Here is a 17044-nt window from a genome sequence, read left to right as displayed (position 1 = left end):
GGAGTGAAAATACGTCGCAGGCTAACCCAGGTGGACGACCGCCGACAAAGCCTCCGGCGATGTTCCCGCTGCCGGGAAATCCATCGGTGAACAGCAGGCATGGGTCGGTGGGAGCGGGGTACTCAGGAGGTTTTCCCTCACCGCGGCAAGACGGTGTGCCCGTGTCCGGCGCGGTGCGCCGAGCGGGGTTCAGGGCGCGTGCAGGGCGACGTGCAGCGTGTCCGTGACCGCCTTCCCCGGTCGCCGTAGAAGACTCGTCCTCACGAGCCGTGGACCGGGGTGACCGTCCCCCCTCACGCGACGGGCGGGCGGTGACGTGCGTTCCGGGCTTCGGCGGGGCCGAGGGTCAGCCGTTCGTCCCGCCGGAGTCCGGGGCCGGGCGGAGCCGCGCGTCCCGCCAGGCGCTGGGTGAGACGCCGTACGCGGCACGGAAGCTGCGGCTGAAGTGGGTGGCGCCGGCGAAGCCCGAGCGTCGGGCGACCGCGGAGACCGTGGTGTCCGGGGCGGGCGATCGCCCCGCAGCACGATCCACGTACCGGTGACCGCGATGTCCGCCAGGGCCGACTCGATCACAGCGCTTTGCGCGTCCCGCCCGGCCGGCACCGGCACCGCGGCCCGTTCCCGCGGGCCACCGGCCCAGTAGACCAGACCGGCGCGCGGCCCGGCCCGGTGCGGCTCCCCCGGGGGCGAGACCTGGCGCACACGCACGCGCTCGCGTGAAGCGACGGCCGCGGGGCAGCAGAAGCTCCGGCGACACGCACCACAGAAGGGGGACATCATGGCGTTCTTCACGATTTCCAGGCACCGCCCCCTCGTCCTGCTGTCCTCGACGGACCTGGCCATGGAGTACGAGCGTCTCGAGCGGGAGAGCGCGCAGCTCAGGCAGGCCGTCACCTCGCACGCCGTCATCGACCAGGCGATCGGCGTGGTGGTGGCGCTCGGCGGGATCGCCCCGGAGGAGAGCTGGCGCGTCCTGAGGGACGTCTCGCAGCGCACGAACACGAAACTGCGGGCCGTCGCCGATCACGTCCTGGACTTCGGACAGGGCGGCATCCTGCCCGAGCCGCTGCTCACCGAGCTGAAGCTGGCTCTCGACCGGTACCGGGCGCCCTGCCCGGCCGCGCGCCCGCGGCCGGACGGGTGCTGACCCGTGCGCGGGCCGGCGCGACCGGGCGGTGCTCAGGAGCGAGTGGTCGTCCCGCCGACGGCGGAGGCGATCCCGCGAACCGTTTCGGCCTGCGGAGCGGTGGCACCCGTGCCAGGCTCGGAACAGGGTCCCCCGGGCGAGACCGGGTCCCCGGAACGGGGAACGCGGACCGGGGAACGGGGAACGCGGACCGGGGAGCGCGGACCGGGTTGCGGAAGGCGAGCGGCAGTGGCGATGTCCGGCGAGGCAGGACCGTCCCGTCCTCCGGCACGCGGGGAGCGAGTGGTGCACCGTGCTCGGCAGGAGCCCGCCGGTCTCGTCCGTGGGCAAGGAGTTCCCGCCCCAGGCCTTCCCGGACCACTGGCCGTTGCCTTCTTCGTCCACCCGGACATGACCGAACGGCCGTGCACGGGCTCCTACGCACCCCCGCAGGCCACACCCACCGGCGAGGTCTGCGCCTCGGTGCAGCACATCGGCTTCCAGGTGCGCGGCGGTCTGCGCGGGCACCGGGTCCGCAACGCGATCGGCCGCCGGTACTTCGGCGAGAGGGCTGACACGCCGGTGACCGGGACAAGGGGAGGCCCACGAGTCGTGAGCGAGGAGGACACGGCATGACCGGGGACGACATGAACCTGCTGTACGGGCCGCAGCCGAACGTGGCGAAGGCCGCCGGTTACCCCGACGCGCCGCCCCGCATGGGGTTCTTCACCGACACGTCCGTGTGCATCGGGTGCAAGGCGTGCGAGGTGGCCTGCAAGGAGTGGAACGCGGTGCCGGAGGACGGGCTGGAGCTGACCGGCATGTCCTACGACAACACCCAGGGGCTCGGTGCGGACACCTGGCGGCACGTGGCCTTCATCGAACAGCGCAAGCCGCTGGGCGGGCAGGAGCCCGGGGTCCGCCACGACGACGTCGACGTCTTCGACGCGGCACGGCAGTTGGGTACCCCGGCCTCCTCCCCAGGCCCCGGAGCCACCGCGCCCGCGCCCGGCACCGCCCCCGCCGGGTCACCGTCCGGCGCGGTCTCCCCGCTGGCGCCGGACGGACGCACCGAACTGCGCTGGCTGATGTCCTCGGACGTCTGCAAGCACTGCACGCACGCGGCCTGCCTGGACGTGTGCCCGACCGGCTCGCTGTTCCGCACCGAGTTCGGCACGGTCGTGGTCCAGGAGGACATCTGCAACGGCTGCGGCTACTGCGTGCCCGCCTGTCCCTACGGTGTCATCGACCAGCGGAAGGGCGACGGCCGGGTCTGGAAGTGCACCCTGTGCTACGACCGGCTCGGCGTCGGCATGGAGCCCGCCTGCGCGAAGGCCTGCCCGACCGACTCCATCCAGTTCGGCCCGCTGGAGGAGTTGCGGGAGCGGGCCGCGGCGAGGGTGGCGCACCTGCACACCGCGGGCGTCACCGACGCGCGCCTGTACGGCGAGAGCCCGGACGACGGAGTCGGCGGCGACGGCGCGTTCTTCCTCCTGCTGGACGAACCGGAGGTCTACGGTCTGCCCCCCGACCCGGTCGTCACCACCCGGGACCTGCCCGCCATGTGGCGGAACGCGGCGGCGGCCGCCGGAGCGCTGGCCGCCCTGGCCGTCGCCAGCTTCGTCAGGAGGCCCTGATGAGCGGATCGGACGTCACACCCGACGGGGTCCGGGGCACGCGGCCCGGACGGGACGCCACGACGGGCGAGCGTGCCGGACGCCGCCGGCGCCGGCGCGGGCGGGGCGAACGGCCCATGGTGCCGGAGGCGGAGTTCTCGTCGTACTACGGCAAGCCGGTGCTGAACAAACCGACCTGGAAGCCCCTGGACATCGCCGGGTACCTGTACCTGGGCGGTCTCGCCGGTGCGTCGTCGCTGCTGGCCGCCGGGGCGCAGCTGACCGGGCGGCCCGCGTCGGCACGGGCGGCGAAGCTGGGCGCGGCGGGCGCGATCTCGTTGTCCCTGGTCGCGCTCGTGCACGACCTGGGGCGGCCCGGCCGGTTCCTCAACATGCTGCGCGTGTTCAAACCGACCTCGCCGATGAGCGTCGGTTCGTGGCTGCTGACCGGCTACGCCCCGCTGACGCTGGTGGCGGCCGGCACCGACGTCGCCCGCCGCTACCGCCTCGTCGGCTCCGCCGCCACGGCGGGCGCGGCCGTGCTCGGTCCGGCCGTCGTCACGTACACCGCCGTCCTGATCACGGACACGGCGGTGCCTTCCTGGCACGAGGGCCACCGGCAGATGCCGTTCGTCTTCGCGGGCTCGGGCGCGAGCGCGGCGGCCGGGCTGGGGCTGATCTGCTCACCCGTCGGCCAGGCGGGGCCCGCACGCCGCATGGCTGTGCTGGGAGCCGCCCTGGAACTCGGTGCCTTCCACGCGATGAAGCGCCGCATGGGCCTGGCCGCCGAGCCCTTCGAGCAGGGCAGGGCGCGCAAGCTGCTGCGCGCGTCGGAGGTGCTGACCGCCGGTGGTGCCGCGGTGGCGGCGCTGGCCGGCCGGCGGCGTGACCGGTGGACGGCCGCGGTGGCCGGTGCCGCCCTGCTGACCGGTTCCGCGGCGCTCCGGTTCGGTGTGTTCCACGCCGGGGTGGCCTCCGCCGAGGATCCCAAGTACACGGTCGTACCGCAGCGGGAGCGGCTTCAGGCGCGCGCTCGCTGAGCGGCCGGGCCGTCGGCGGCGCGTTCGGGGAGCCGGTTGCCCGGACGGCTCCGGCAGCCCGGCGGCCTGCCGGTCCGCGGGGAGCCGCGCCGAGGGATACGGGACGCGGGTCCGCCGCTGCCGGGCCCGCCCGGACCGCGCCGCTCCCCGACGTCCAGCGGTGTCTCGAAGCAGCCCGTGACGCCGGCCCGGTCGAGCACGGCGCCGGCCGTGTCGGCGGAGCCGTTCGTCAGGGTCACCAGGCGGTGCCCGGCGGCGCGCGGGGCCCGCACGCCGCCGAAAAACGTGCTGGTCGGGCACCGGTTTGACGAGCCACGGCACGGGTATTCCCGGCCCGGTGGAGGTACCCGCGGTGGAGCTGAGGAGGCGCCTGCCATGCCGACGGTCCGGCGGTTGCCCGGGGCCCGGGCGTCGGCCGGACAGCGGCGCCCCCGGCCGGTCGTGCGCGACACCGAGGGAGCCCACGCCCTCGCCGCCCAGCTGGGTCGGCACGTGGCGTCCGAGGATGCCGTGTGCGCCCGGCCGCGGGACAATGTGCACCAGGAGGAACGGCGCCGGCCGGGGGAGCAGGCCGTCCGGGGCCCGGCGGGCCGCACCGGCCCGACCGCGCCCGTACCCCGGGCGACCGGGCACGGTGGACCACATGCGGGTCGGGGCCGGCGGGGAACCGAGCGGGAGGAGTGAGCGATGGGCGTCCGTACCTGGATCGACTCATGGCCGGTCTACCGGCAGCTCAAGGGCACCGACCCGCTGGGCCGGGGGGCCGCCGCGAAGAGCGGGCACACCGCACGGCTGGAACCCCGGGTCGCCACCGCGGACAGGGTGGTGAAGTCGGTCTGCCCGTACTGCGCCGTGGGCTGCGGCCAGAACGTCTACGTCGAGGGCGACCGGGTCACCCAGATCGAGGGCGACCCCGACTCACCCATCTCCCGCGGCCGGCTGTGCCCGAAGGGATCCGCGAGCCTCCAGCTGACCACCGGTGACGCCCGCGAGCACCACGTCCTCTACCGGCGGCCGCACGGCACCGGGTGGGAGCGCCTCGACCTGGACACGGCGATGGACATGATCGCCGACCGCGTCATCGCCTCCCGGCGCACCGGATGGCAGTGGGAGGTCGACGGCACCCGCACCCGGCGCACCCTCGGCATCGCGAGCCTCGGCGGTGCCACGCTGGACAACGAGGAGAACTACCTCCTCAAGAAGCTGTTCACCGCTCTGGGCGCGATCCAGATCGAGAACCAGGCGCGTGTTTGACACTCCTCCACCGTTCCCAGTCTGGGAACCTCGTTCGGACGCGGCGGCGCGACCACCTTCCAGCAGGACCTGCAGAACTCGGACTGCATCGTCATCCAGGGCTCGAACATGGCCGAGTGCCATCCGGTCGGGTTCCAGTGGGTGATGGAGGCCAAGGCCCGGGGCGCGAAGGTGATCCACGTCGATCCTCGGTTCACCCGCACCAGCGCCTTGGCCGACGTGCACGTGCCGCTGCGCGCGGGCTCCGACATCGCCTTCCTCGGCGGGATCATCAACTACGTCCTGGAGAACGACAGGTACTTCCGGGACTACGTGGTGGCCTACAGCAACGCTCCGGTGGTGCTGCGGGACGACTTCCGTGACACCGAGGACCTCGACGGCGTCTTCTCGGGCCTCGACCCGGACAGCCGCTCCTACGACAACAGCAGCTGGCAGTACGCGGGCATGGAGATGCAGGCGGCCTCGGGCGAGCGCGACACCGAGTACGACAAGCGCACCGGGGACGGCGCTTCGGTGACCGAGGCCGCGCGCGGCGAGGCGCACGGCTCCGGGGGTGCCGCGATCGGCGAGGGCGAACCCGAGCGGGACGAGACGCTGACCCATCCGCGGTGCGTCTTCCAGGTACTCAAACGGCACTACGCCCGTTACACGCCCCGGATGGTCGAGGAGGTCTGCGGCGTACCGCAGGACCTCTTCCGGCAGGTCTGCGAACTGGTCACGGAGAACTCCGGCCGGGACAGGACCACGGCGTTCGCCTACGCGGTGGGCTGGACGCAGCACACGGTGGGCGTGCAGTACATCCGCGCCGCGGCCGTCCTGCAGACCCTGCTCGGCAACATCGGCAGGCCGGGCGGCGGGATCCTCGCGCTGCGCGGCCACGCCTCCATCCAGGGGTCGACCGACATCCCCACCCTGTTCAACCTGCTCCCCGGTTACATCCCCATGCCCCACGCGCACCAGAACCAGGACCTGGACGCCTTCGTCCGGGCCGAGGCGGCGCGCAAGGGCTACTGGGGCAACATGCGCGCCTACCTGGTGAGCCTGCTGAAGGCGTACTGGGGCGAGGCGGCGACCGCGGACAACGACTTCTGCTTCGACTACCTGCCACGGCTGACCGGATCGCACTCCGCGTACGAGACGGCCATGGCCCAGCTGGAGGGCACCTGCAAGGGCTACTTCCTGCTGGGCGAGAACCCGGCGGTCGGCAACGCGAACTCCAAGCTGATGCGGCTGGGCATGGCCAACCTGGACTGGCTGGTCGTGCGGGACTTCTCCCTGATCGAGTCGGCGACCTGGTGGAAGGACGGCCCGGAGATCGAGACGGAGGAGCTGCGCACGGAGGACATCCGCACCGAGGTGTTCTTCCTGCCGGCCGCCGCGCACACGGAGAAGGACGGCAGCTTCACCAACACCCAGCGCCTGCTCCAGTGGCACCACCAGGCGGTCGAACCCCCCGGCGAGACGCGCAGCGACCTGTGGTTCGCCTTCCACCTCGGGCGCAGGATCCGCGAGAAGCTCGCCGGGTCCACCGACGCCATGGACCGGCCGGTACTGGACCTGACCTGGAACTACCCGACGAAGGGCCGCCATGCCGAGCCGGAGGCGGAGGCCGTGCTCGCCGAGATCAACGGCTGTGACGCCGAGGGCGACCCGCTCGCCTCGTACGAGCAGCTCGAAGCCGACGGCTCCACCAGCTGCGGCTGCTGGATCTACTGCGGGGTGTACGCCGACGGCGTCAACCAGGCCGCCCGCCGCAAGCCGGGCAAGGAGCAGAACTGGGTGGCGAGCGAGTGGGCGTGGGCGTGGCCCGCCAACCGCCGCATCCTCTACAACCGCGCCTCGGCCGACCCGGACGGCAGGCCCTGGAGCGAGCGCAAGGCCCTGGTCTGGTGGGACGAGGACCGGGCCCGGTGGACCGGCCACGACATCCCCGACTTCACCGGGGACAAGTCGCCGTACCACCAGCCGCCACCGGACGCGGCCGGCGCCGAGGCTCTGTCGGGCACTGATCCGTTCATCATGCAGGCCGACGGCAAGGCCTGGCTCTACGTGCCGTCCGGGATCACCGACGGGCCCCTGCCGACGCACTACGAACCGCAGGACTCCCCCTTCCCCAACGTCCTGTACGGGCAGCAGCGCAACCCCGTACGGCAGTTGATGCCGCCGCACCCGGACAACCGCTACCAGCCGAGCGGCACCGAGCCCGGCTCGGAGGTGTTCCCCTACGTCGCCACCACCTACCGGCTCACCGAGCACCACACCGCCGGCGGCATGTCCCGCTGGCAGCCGTACCTGGCGGAGCTGCAACCGGAGTTCTTCTGCGAGGTGTCGCCCGAACTCGCCGCCGAGCGCGGCCTGGAGCACACCGGCTGGGCGACGATCGTCAGCGCCCGGGGGGTCGTAGAGGCCCGGGTGCTCGTCACCGACCGGATGGCATCACTGACCGTGCAGGGACGTACCCTGCACCAGGTGGGGCTGCCCTACCACTGGGGACCGAACGGTTACAGCACCGGCGACGCGGCCAACGAACTGGTGCATCTGTCCCTCGACCCCAACACCCACATCCAGGAGACGAAGGCGTTCGCCGTCGACATCCGGCCGGGACGCCGCCCCCGCGGCCCGGCCGTCGTGGAGCTGGTGCGGGCCTACCGGGCGCGGGCGGGCATCGACGAGCGGACGGGCACGGAGCCGTGATCACCTGAGCACGACCGAGTGGGTGCCGCGCGGCACCAGCTCGCCGACCACCGGCGCTCCGGGCACCTCCCCGGCGACCAGCAGCCCGCCCGAGGTCTGGGCGTCGGCCAGCAGCAGCCGGGTGTCGGCGTCGGTGTCCCCGAAGTCCGTGAACGGCGCGACCCACTCCAGGTTGCGCCGGGTGCCTCCGCTGACGTACCCGGCGCGTACGGCCTCCCGGGCGCCGTCCAGCAGGGGCACGGCGGCGGTCTCCACGACGGCGGTCACGCCCGAAGCCCGGGCCAGCTTGTGCAGATGGCCGAGGAAGCCGAAGCCGGTGATGTCGGTGGCGCAGGAGGCGCCCGCGGCGAGGGCGGCGGCGGACGCGTCCCGGTTGAGCGCCACCATGGTGGCGACCGCCTGCTCGAACCGCTCGCCGGTCGCCTTGTGGCGGTTGTTCAGTACCCCGAGCCCGAGCGGTTTGGTCAGCGACAGCGGCAGACCGGGCCGTCCGGCGTCGTTGCGCAGCAGCCGGCGGGGGTCGGCGAGTCCGGTCACGGCCATGCCGTACTTGGGTTCGGGGTCGTCCACGCTGTGCCCGCCGCCCACGTGGCAGCCCGCTTCGGTGGCGACGTCCAGACCGCCGCGCAGTACCTCGCGGGCCAGGTCGAAAGGCAGCCGGTCGCGGGGCCAGGCCAGCAGGTTCACGGCGACGAGCGGGCGGCCGCCCATCGCGTAGACGTCCGAGAGGGCGTTGGCGGCGGCGATGCGGCCCCAGTCGTAGGGGTCGTCGACGACCGGCGTGAAGAAGTCGGCGGTGGACACCACGGCCGTGTTCTCCTGCCCGGGAAGCGTGACGACGGCCGCGTCGTCGCCGGTGGCGAGCCCGACCAGCAGCGGGCCGCCGGCCCCGGCCGGCGGGGGTGCCGTCAGGCCGCTGACGACCTCCTCCAGCTCTCCGGGCGGGATCTTGCAGGCGCAGCCGCCGCCGTGGGCGAACTGTGTGAGCCGTACGGACGCTTGGCGGGTCGGTGTCATACCGGTCTCCTGGGGAACTAGCCTGGCGGTCGGTGGAGGCGTGTGGGTGCCTGGTGGCCCTCCCGGTCTTCAAAACCGAGGTGCCCGAGGATCTCGGGCAGGCGGGTTCGATTCCCGTCCGCCTCCGCTCCCCCGGCCGGCCCGGCAGCGCCGGCGCAGATCGTCCACCCGCTCCGTGCGTCCCCGGGCGTCCAGGTACTCCAGCAGCGGCACGGCCACCCGGCGCGTGGTGTCGAGGGCCCGGCGGGCCTCGCTCAGCGTGAACGGCTGGGGCAGCCCGGACAGGACGGTGACGGCCCGCTCGTCCGCGCCGGGAAGCAGCACGATGCCGTCGGCGATCTTCAGCAGGGCGCCCGCGGAGACGGCGGCGGCTACCGCCTTGCGGGTCAGTCCCAGCCGCGTCAATCGGTCGGCCTCGGGCGCGCGGAAGGGAGTGCGCGCCAGATCCCGGCGTACGGCGTCCACGGCCGCCGCGATCGGCGGTGGCAGCGTCGGACGGGTGCTGCCGGGTCCGTACCACCGGCCCTCGCGGCTGGTCAGCCGCGGCTCGCCGGGACTGCGGGCGAGCGCGTCGACCAGGGCCCGGTCGGGCAGGCGGAGCAGGTGGCGGGCCGCCTCGGTGGCCAGGCCGGGCTCCAGGGGGTGGGCCTTCGCGTGCCGGTCCACCTCCGCGGCCAGGCGCGCGCGCAGTGCCGTCCAGTGCGCCTCGTCGGCCAGCCAGTCCCCGGCGACGGGCGCGGCGGGGGGCGGCACCCCTATGGCGAGCAGTTCCGAGCGGCGCACCAGCCGGCGCCTGCGCAGTTCGGCGGCGCCGTCCGGGCGGCCGGTCATGCCGGCGAGCTCCGCCGCCCGGGCCCGTCCCGCACCCCGCCGGGCCAGCCGTGGCGGGCGTACGTCGAGCACGGTCACCCCGCAGGGGGTGCGGCTGCCGCCCGGTTCGCGCAGCACGGCCCGGTCGCCGACCCGCAGGGGCAGGGGGCGGGCCAGGGTGAGCCGGGCGGTGTCCTGGCCCAGCGGGCGGACGGTCACGGGGACGGCGGCCGTGCCGATGTGCAGCGTGACCGTCCGGGGCAGGTCGGCGACGGGGTCACCGACGACCCGGGCGTCCACCGTCGCGGTCGTCAGCCAGCGGCCCGGGGTCAGCAGCACCTGGCCTCGGCCGAGCGCGTCGCTCGAGGGACCGTGCACGTTGACGGCCACCCGCGCCACACCGCTGACCTCGGACCGCTCCTCGTGCAGGCACTGCAGCCCGCGCACCCTGAGCTCGGCGGTGCCGTCCGCCGTGACGAGGTGGTCGCCCGCCCGGAGGGTGCCGGCGCCGAGCGTGCCCGTCACCACGGTCCCGTGGCCCCGCACGGTGAAGGCCCGGTCCAGCCACAGGCGCACGTCCTCGTCGGCGGACGGGTCGGGCAACGTCCCGGCCAGCCGAGCCAGTTCGGCCCGCAGATCGTCCAGCCCGGCGCCGGTGACCGCGCTCACCGCCACGGACGGCACCGTGCCGAGCGAGGTCGCGGCCAGGCGTTCGACGGCGTCGGCGCGCACCGGCTCGGGGTCCGCGAGGTCGCTGCGGGTGACCGCGAGCACGGCGTGCCGCACGCCGAGCGCGTCCAGGATCGCCAGGTGCTCCTGGGACTGCGGCTGCCAGCCCTGGTCGGCCGCCACCACGAACAGGACGGCGGGCACGGGCCCGACCCCGGCGAGCATGGTCGCGACGAACCGCTCGTGGCCCGGCACGTCCACGAAGGCGAGGTGTTCGCCCCCGGGCGGCAGCCGGGTCCAGACGAAGCCGAGGTCGAGGGTGAGTCCCCGGCGCCGCTCCTCCTCGAAGCGGTCGGGTTCCATCCCGGTCAGCGCCCGTACGAGAGCCGACTTGCCGTGGTCGACGTGCCCGGCGGTGGCCAGCACCCGCATGACGGCTACCTCCCCGCGACCGACCGGACGGCGTGGGCGAGCCGCTCGTCGTCCTCCGGCGGCACCGCCCGCAGATCGAGCAGGCAGCGGCCCGCCTCCAGGCGCCCGACCACCGGCACCCGGCCGGTGCGCAGGGGGGCGGCGAACCGCTCGGGCAGGGACAGCGCGGCGCTGGGCAGGGTGACGCCGGGCGCGCCGCCCCCGCCGACCGTGGCCGCGCTCTCGACGGCCCGTGCGTCGACGCCCTCCGCGTGCAGCGCGACAGCCAGCCGGTCGGCGCGGGACCGCAGCCGTGCGGGGTCCGCGGCCAGTGCGACGGCGGTCGGCGTCGTGGGGCCGGTGAGCGTCGCCTCCAGGGCGGCCAGCGTCAGTTTGTCGACCCGCAGGGCGCGGGCCAGGGGGTGCCGGGAGAGGGTGCGGACCAGTTCCCCGTCGCCCAGCAGCAGCCCGCACTGCGGCCCGCCGAGGAGTTTGTCGCCGCTCGCGGTGACGAGCGCGGCGCCGTCCCGCAGCTGGGTCTCGGCGTCGGGCTCGTCGGGCAGCAGCGGGTGCGGCTCGAGCAGCCCGGAGCCGATGTCGACGACCACGGGGACGCCGAGCGCCGCCAGTTCACCGACGCCGGCGGCGCGGGTGAACCCGGTGATGCGGAAGTTGGACGGGTGCACCTTGAGCACGCATCCCGTGCCGGGGCCGATGGCGGCGGCGTAGTCGGCGGCGGTCGTCCGGTTGGTCGTGCCCACCTCGCGCAGCCGGGCCCCGGTGGAGACCAGGAGGTCGGGCAGCCGGAAGCCGTCCCCGATCTCCACCATCTCGCCCCGGCTGATGACGATCTCCTTGCCCGCGGCGAGCGCGGTGGCCACCAGGACGAGGGCGGCGGCGCCGTTGTTGACGACGTGCGCGGCCGAGGCCGACGGCACCCGGTCGCACAGCGCGCGCAGGGCGGAACGCCCCCGGCGGGCCCGCGCACCCGTCGCCAGGTCCAGCTCGACGTCGGTGGGGCCGGCGGCCTCCCCGACCGCCTGCCGGGCCGCCGCCGACAGTGCGGCCCGGCCGAGGTTGGTGTGCAGCAGCACTCCGGTGGCGTTGATCACCGGGCGGAGCCCGCCCACCGTGTCCGGCAGCAGCTCGACGGCCGCGTCCGCCACCCGCTCGAGCGGGACGGCACCGCGCCGTGCCCGCTCCTGGGCCTGGCGCACGGCCGTCTTCACCACAGTCGCGCCCAGCCGCGCCGCGGCCTCGGACAGCCGCGGATCGCGCAGCACGGCGTCGGTGCGCGGGATCCGCCGGCGAACGTCGGGGTCCGCCGGGTCCCTGTCGTCCGTCTGCTGCGGTGCGCGCCGCTGCTCCATGGCGCCCTGCCTCTCCGGCCCTGCCTGTGGCTCTCCCCCGTGGTCCCCCGGTGCCTCCATCGTCTCTCAGTGCCCCGTGCCGGCGGTTCGACACGCCAGGACGCCGCAGGGGACGCGGCCCGGGCGCTGCGCGACGCGCGCCCCGGCGTCAGCCGTCCTGCTTCAGGCCGGTGATCTTCCTCGTCCTCAGGCCGGACCGGACTCCGATGCGGGTCCGCTTCGGCCTTGGCGCCGGCGGCGACCGCGGAGTCCTCGTCGTCCCGGACCAAGTCGGCACAGGCGCCGTAGAAGTCGGCGACGCGCTGGGGGACGTCTCGCGGGTCGCCCTGCGCGGTGTCGGCCGCGGTCGCGCGGGCGCGGATCGCCGGTCGTGCCGCGCAAGGCGTCGTCGTCCGGCGTCGTCGTCCGTGGTGAAATCGAGTTCCCCGACGACCGGTTCATCCGGCACGAGCCGCTGGGAACGCTTGCGCGGACCGCGCCGCCCTCGCCCCGCACGGCGTCGTCCAGCGGCCAGGCGTCCGTCCGGGCCGGGAGCGGGCGCGGCCTCAGACCAGATGGGCGAAGACCACGAGGTTGTCGGTGTAGTCCTTGACCGTGCGGTCGTAGTCCCCGGCGCAGGTGATGAGCCGCACCTCCGCCCTGGGGGTGTCGGCGTACACGCGCTTGCTGGGGAAGGCGTCCTTGGCGAAGGTCTCCGTGCTGTCGACCACGAAGGACGGTTTCGTGCCGTCGGCCCGCTCCACGGTGAACCGGTCGCCGGGCTGCAGCCGGTCCAGGTCCGCGAAGACCGCGGCCGAGGTCGCCGTGTCGACGTGGCCCGCGATGACCGCGGTGCCCGGCTCCCCGGGCGAGACGCCGTCGGAGTACCAGCCGACGAGGTTGGTGTCGTCGGCGGGCGGCGGCTGGAGCCGGCCGGAGTCGCCGATGGCTAGGGACGTGAAGGGGGCGTCGACGGAGATCTTCGGGATGGACAGGCGCGTCGGCCTGGAGCGGGGCAGGCGCTTGTCCGTCCGGGGGTCGTCCGGGGCCGCCGCGGTGGAGGCGCCCGCGGCGCTCGGGGCGTCGGGCGAGCCGGACGAGCCGGACGGCCCCTGCCTGCCGCCGATCAGAGCGACGGCCAGGAGTGCGATCGCGGCGGTCCACACCAGCCGCCCACCGGAGCGGGAGCCCGGACCGGCCGGGACCGTCTCGGCGGCGGCGGGGGACGGCGGGTGAGCTGCCATGGGAAACCACCTCACTCGGACACGGCGGCGCGGTCGGGGGGCGGGCCGCCGGCCGCCGGGCGCGAGGTGCGCGGGCGGCGGCCGTAGACCTGGGACATCGGATTTTGGCTCAGGCAGCCGGTTCGGCGACCTTGCGGCGGCGCAGCGCGTACATGCCGGTGGCGGCCACGGCCACGACGGACAGCCCGGCGGCGGTCACGCCCGGCGTGGCCAGCGCGCCACCCCCGGTGTGCATGCCGCCGCGCGGCTTGCCATGGCCCTTCTCCTTGCTCCAGCCGCCCTCCTTGCCACCCTCGTCGCCCTTGCCCTGCTCGTCGTCCTTGTAGGAGTCGGAATCGCCGCTTTCATCCTCGTCCGAATTCCAGTCGTCTCCGCTCGACTCGTGCTTGCCGCCACTGGAGTGGCCCCCGCCACGCTCCTCGTCGCGGCTGCTGTCATCGCCTTGCTTCTTGCTGTAAGAAGAGTCATCACGACCCTCGTCGCCCCCGTAGGCGTGGGCCCCGGGAGCGGCGACGGCAAGGGCAGCCGTCGCTGCCGCAGTGGCCAGGATCATGCGGGCAGATCGCATCTCGTCATCCTTCCGCCGGGGGCCGGGCAGCCGATACTCCATCAGCTGTCATGACCGGACCTCCGACATGAACCACCGTCAGCCACGCCACCGGCTCGCACCATCCGGGCCGCCCAGCCGGGTTACCGGCGCGCCGACGGTTCCCCCGAACGCGGCGAGCTGTCACCGCGTCAGCCCGACGGCCCGCCCGGCAGCGCCCGGCACCGGCACCGGCACCGGGTGCGGCGGCCCGCACACCGGCCGGAAAGACCTCTCCCGGACGTCATCGTCAGCCGGTCGCCGACAGCGCCGGGGGACGCCGGGCGGCGCCGTCGAGGAGTTCGCGGTGCCTTCGGGCGCCGGCGAGGTTTCCTTTCCGCCTCACGACCGGCCCGGATGACGCCGTGGGGTTCACCGGGCTGCCGGGCGGCGCCTGACCGGCGCTCCGGACGCCGCCCGGGAGTGATCCGCTCTCCGGTCGGGCAGGGCCCGTACCCTGGGGCGGTGGACGACAGCAGCGAGGAACCGGGGGCGGTGGCGTCCCGGCTCACCGGGCGGCCGGCGACCGGCGGGCGCCAGCTGTCCGGGGCGCCGGCCGAAGTCACCCTCGACGACGGCACGGTGGTGGTGGTCAAACGGGGGCACGGTCCGCGTGCGGTCCGCGCGGAAGTGGCCGGTCTGCGCTGGCTGGCCGCCGCGGGTGCGGTCCGGGTGCCCGCCGTCCGCGGGTACGACGAGCACTGGATGGTGACCGAGCGGATCCCGACCGGGCCGCCCGACGCCTGGGCCGCGGTGCGGTTCGGCCGTGGGCTGGCCGCCCTGCATTCCGCAGGGGCGCCCGCGTTCGGGGCGCCGCCGCCCGACGGTCCGCAGGACGCGTACATCGGGCTCGCCCCCATGCGCAACCGGCCCGGCGCCGACTGGCCGCGCTGGTACGCCGAGCACCGCGTACTGCCGTATCTGCGCGGCGCCGTCGACGACGGGACCCTGCGCGCCGCCGAGGCGGCCGTCGTCGAGCGCGTCTGCGAGCGGCTGCCCGGGCTGGCCGGGCCCGCCGAGCCGCCCGCCCGGCTGCACGGCGACCTGTGGAACGGCAACGTGCTGTGGGGCGCCGACGGGCACGTCCGCCTCATCGACCCGGCCGCGCACGGCGGACACCGGGAGACCGACCTGGCCATGCTGCATCTCTTCGGCTGCCCCCACCTGGACCGGATCCTGGCCGGCTACCAGGAGGCGGCACCGCTCGCCGACGGCTGGGCGGAGCGGGTCGGCCTGCACCAGCTCTTCCCGCTGCTGGTGCACACGGTGCTGTTCGGCCGCGGCTACGCGGAGCAGGCGCTCAGGGTGGCCCGGCGGGCCCTCGCCGGCTGACCGGGCACCCCGCCGGTGCCCGCCCGCTCCCCCTACTCCCCTTCGTCCGGCGCGTTGATCCGGCCGGACTTGATGTAGCGGGCCAGGTTGAGGCCGTCGCCGTGCTCCTCGCGCAGCCCCTCCGCCCACAGCACGCTCTGCGTCCCCTCGTGCTTGACCATGCCCGGGCTGACCCCGATGCGGAAACCGCCGGGCAGGGGCTTGCCGTCCCGGTACGGGAGGAGGTCGAGCGGGGTGGGACCGTCGCAGGCGTACACCGCGCAGTCGGAGAGGACCGCCACCGGGTACCGGCCGGTCGCGCGGGCCACCGCGAGCATCTTGCGGTGCATGTTGGTACGCGCCTTGGAGATGACGGCGGCGCGGATGTCGGGGCGCCAGGTGGGCCGGTCCAGCGCGGGCCAGCGTTCGCCCGGCCGCCAGCCGCTGCGGGCGCGCTCGCGCAGCTTGCCGATGCCGCCCTTGACCGTGGCCTTGATCGCCGCCAGTACCAGGGCCAGTTCCGGGTCCCGGTCCTTGTGCGTCTCCATCGCGGCCAGGAACTCCTCGGGCGCCAGGGCGGAGGTGACGCCCAGGTCGGCCATGGTGGCGATGTACGCGTCGCGCAGCCTGGTGTACCAGGCGTCCAGGTACGGGCCGTGCTCGGGCCGCACGTAGGCCTCCGACGGGCAGACCTCGTGGCCGAGTTCGAGCGCGTACGCCACGGTCGGCGTCGCGTACCAGGCCGGGCCCTCGGGCGGCTCGCCGTCCGGGGTGAACGGGCTCGGCAGCCGCGGGTCGAGCCGGACGTGGGACAGGTCGACCAGCCAGGAGCCGGGCAGGGACGGGTCGAAGGCGGGGTTGTGGAGGTGGACCGGCGCGCCGAGGCCCACCACCGTACGGTTGGCCGCCGCCGCGAACGCCATGTTGACGTCGATGCCGACGAGGTACGGCCGCATGCACTCCTCGTCGGTCAGCGGCCGGGCCCAGTCGTAGGCCTCCTCGCGCAACACCTCGGCGGGGGTGCGCTGGTGGAAGCGCGGGAGGTGGGCGAGGAGCGGATGGCCGTCGGGGGCCTCGCACGGGGCGCAGTCCACGGCCTCCGTCAGCGCGCCCGGGTTCGGGGCGGACACCCACTGGCCGTCGTCCTGCTTGACCGCGCGGGTCGGCGGGTGCAGCGCCGTCATCAGCTCCAGCCCGGTGACCGCGGTGGAGCCGCGCGGGGTAAGGACCCGGGCGGCGTACGTACCGAGGACGCGGGCGAGGTCGGCGGGCGGCAGCGTGGCGGCCTCGCCCCAGTGCCGGGTGTCCAGCGCGTGCCAGGAAGGGACGCACAGCTGGACGCAGGCGCGCCGGCCGCCCTGTGCGGGACGGTAGATCCGGGCCCACGGGCCGAGACCGCGCCTGGTCAGCATCCAGTCGGCCTTCTTCAGCTGCCGGACCGCCCGGTGGGACTCCGGCAGCCGGCCGGCGAGGCGCTCCTCGTCGGTGAGCCGGGCGGGCAGCCCGTACCGTTCGCAGGCCGCCGCCGTCAGCACCACCAGCGGGTCGGCGTCCTTCCCCGACCGGTGCAGCCGCGCCTGCCCGAGCCGCGCTTCGCCGAGCGCCCACTCCACCAGCGCCGGGAGCGACCGCGCGGACACGTCCAGCACCAGCCCGCCGACGCAGTACGCCGTCACCTCGCCTTCAGCGGCGTCGACCACGGCGAGCGGGCCATGGGCGAAGCGCGGGTCGACGGGCTCGCTCCGGGCAGACTCGGTACGGCGGGGCCGGGCAGCGGTACGGGGCCGGGGGGCCGGTGTCCTCCCGGCCCCGTGCCGCGCGGCGGACGGCCGCGTAGCGGCCGCGGCCGCCGGCCCCGCCGACGACAGCGGAGCCGCACGAGCGGCTCCCACCCCGTCCCCCCCGCCCGCGGCCGGG

12 protein-coding genes, 1 tRNA gene and 2 pseudogenes are annotated in these 17044 nt (G+C 74.9%); 7 read left to right on the top strand and 8 right to left on the bottom strand.

All coding sequences use genetic code 11. The annotated features are described in order from the left end of the window. Positions 1 to 346: 346 nt before the first annotated feature. Positions 347 to 493 (bottom strand): annotated as a pseudogene (locus ABZX30_RS27745) (helix-turn-helix domain-containing protein); the annotation flags it as partial. Between the two features lie 285 nt (positions 494 to 778). On the opposite strand from ABZX30_RS27745, the gene ABZX30_RS27740 reads away from it, so the two are divergent. The 4 genes from ABZX30_RS27740 to nrfD all read left to right on the top strand — a co-directional run bounded on the left by ABZX30_RS27740 (position 779) and on the right by nrfD (position 3782). After that, positions 779 to 1147 (top strand): ANTAR domain-containing protein, encoded by a 369-nt coding sequence (locus ABZX30_RS27740; RefSeq protein ID WP_355938122.1) that lies wholly within the window; start codon positions 779 to 781, stop codon positions 1145 to 1147. Between the two features lie 390 nt (positions 1148 to 1537). Then, the gene (locus ABZX30_RS27735; protein WP_355938119.1) at positions 1538 to 1762 is read left to right on the top strand and encodes a hypothetical protein; all 225 of its coding nucleotides are present in this window, start codon (positions 1538 to 1540) and stop codon (positions 1760 to 1762) included. Then, positions 1759 to 2763: a 4Fe-4S dicluster domain-containing protein gene (locus ABZX30_RS27730; protein ID WP_355938117.1), complete on the top strand. Its 1005-nt coding sequence runs from the start codon at positions 1759 to 1761 to the stop codon at positions 2761 to 2763. Before ABZX30_RS27735 ends, ABZX30_RS27730 begins: the two co-directional genes overlap by 4 nt. Next, entirely contained in the window at positions 2763 to 3782 is a 1020-nt protein-coding gene (gene nrfD / locus ABZX30_RS27725; RefSeq protein WP_355938116.1) for an NrfD/PsrC family molybdoenzyme membrane anchor subunit, read from the top strand. The genes ABZX30_RS27730 and nrfD overlap by 1 nt, the downstream gene beginning before the upstream one ends. On the opposite strand, the gene ABZX30_RS27720 is transcribed toward nrfD, so the two are convergent. Then, entirely contained in the window at positions 3764 to 4054 is a 291-nt protein-coding gene (locus tag ABZX30_RS27720) for a hypothetical protein (protein ID WP_355938114.1), read from the bottom strand. The genes nrfD and ABZX30_RS27720 overlap by 19 nt on opposite strands. Positions 4055 to 4469: 415 nt before the next feature. Here ABZX30_RS27720 and fdh point away from each other — a divergent pair, with 415 nt between their 5' ends. Then, entirely contained in the window at positions 4470 to 7730 is a 3261-nt protein-coding gene (gene fdh, locus ABZX30_RS27715) for a formate dehydrogenase (protein ID WP_355938112.1), read from the top strand. On the opposite strand, the gene selD is transcribed toward fdh, so the two are convergent. Continuing rightward, the gene (gene selD / locus ABZX30_RS27710; protein WP_355938110.1) at positions 7731 to 8747 is read right to left on the bottom strand and encodes a selenide, water dikinase SelD; all 1017 of its coding nucleotides are present in this window, start codon (positions 8745 to 8747) and stop codon (positions 7731 to 7733) included. A gap of 34 nt (positions 8748 to 8781) precedes the next feature. Here selD and ABZX30_RS27705 point away from each other — a divergent pair. Beyond that, positions 8782 to 8874 (top strand) — tRNA-Sec (locus ABZX30_RS27705). A gap of 35 nt (positions 8875 to 8909) precedes the next feature. Here the strand turns inward: ABZX30_RS27705 and ABZX30_RS27700 are convergent. The 4 genes and pseudogenes from ABZX30_RS27700 to ABZX30_RS27685 form a co-directional block, all read right to left on the bottom strand. Then, a pseudogene (locus ABZX30_RS27700) lies at positions 8910 to 10658 on the bottom strand (SelB C-terminal domain-containing protein); the annotation flags it as partial. A 5-nt stretch (positions 10659 to 10663) separates the two neighbouring features. Beyond that, a complete protein-coding gene (gene selA, locus ABZX30_RS27695; RefSeq protein ID WP_355938109.1) occupies positions 10664 to 12007 on the bottom strand; it encodes an L-seryl-tRNA(Sec) selenium transferase in 1344 nt (447 codons plus the stop codon). A gap of 545 nt (positions 12008 to 12552) precedes the next feature. Continuing rightward, complete coding sequence (locus ABZX30_RS27690; protein ID WP_355938107.1) at positions 12553 to 13230, bottom strand: class F sortase; 678 nt, start codon at positions 13228 to 13230, stop codon at positions 12553 to 12555. A 109-nt stretch (positions 13231 to 13339) separates the two neighbouring features. Further along, positions 13340 to 13798, bottom strand: a complete 459-nt coding sequence (locus ABZX30_RS27685; protein WP_355938105.1) for a hypothetical protein — start codon at positions 13796 to 13798, stop codon at positions 13340 to 13342. A gap of 513 nt (positions 13799 to 14311) precedes the next feature. On the opposite strand from ABZX30_RS27685, the gene ABZX30_RS27680 reads away from it, so the two are divergent. Beyond that, positions 14312 to 15148: a fructosamine kinase family protein gene (locus tag ABZX30_RS27680; RefSeq protein ID WP_355938148.1), complete on the top strand. Its 837-nt coding sequence runs from the start codon at positions 14312 to 14314 to the stop codon at positions 15146 to 15148. Between the two features lie 32 nt (positions 15149 to 15180). Here the strand turns inward: ABZX30_RS27680 and ABZX30_RS27675 are convergent, their stop codons facing one another. Further along, entirely contained in the window at positions 15181 to 17019 is a 1839-nt protein-coding gene (locus ABZX30_RS27675; RefSeq protein WP_355938146.1) for a transcriptional regulator, read from the bottom strand. Positions 17020 to 17044 lie beyond the last annotated feature (25 nt).

The sequence above is a fragment of the Streptomyces sp. NPDC004542 genome, assembly GCF_040610035.1.
In the GTDB taxonomy this organism is placed as follows: domain Bacteria; phylum Actinomycetota; class Actinomycetes; order Streptomycetales; family Streptomycetaceae; genus Streptomyces.
This window is presented reverse-complemented; position numbering and strand designations above follow the sequence as displayed.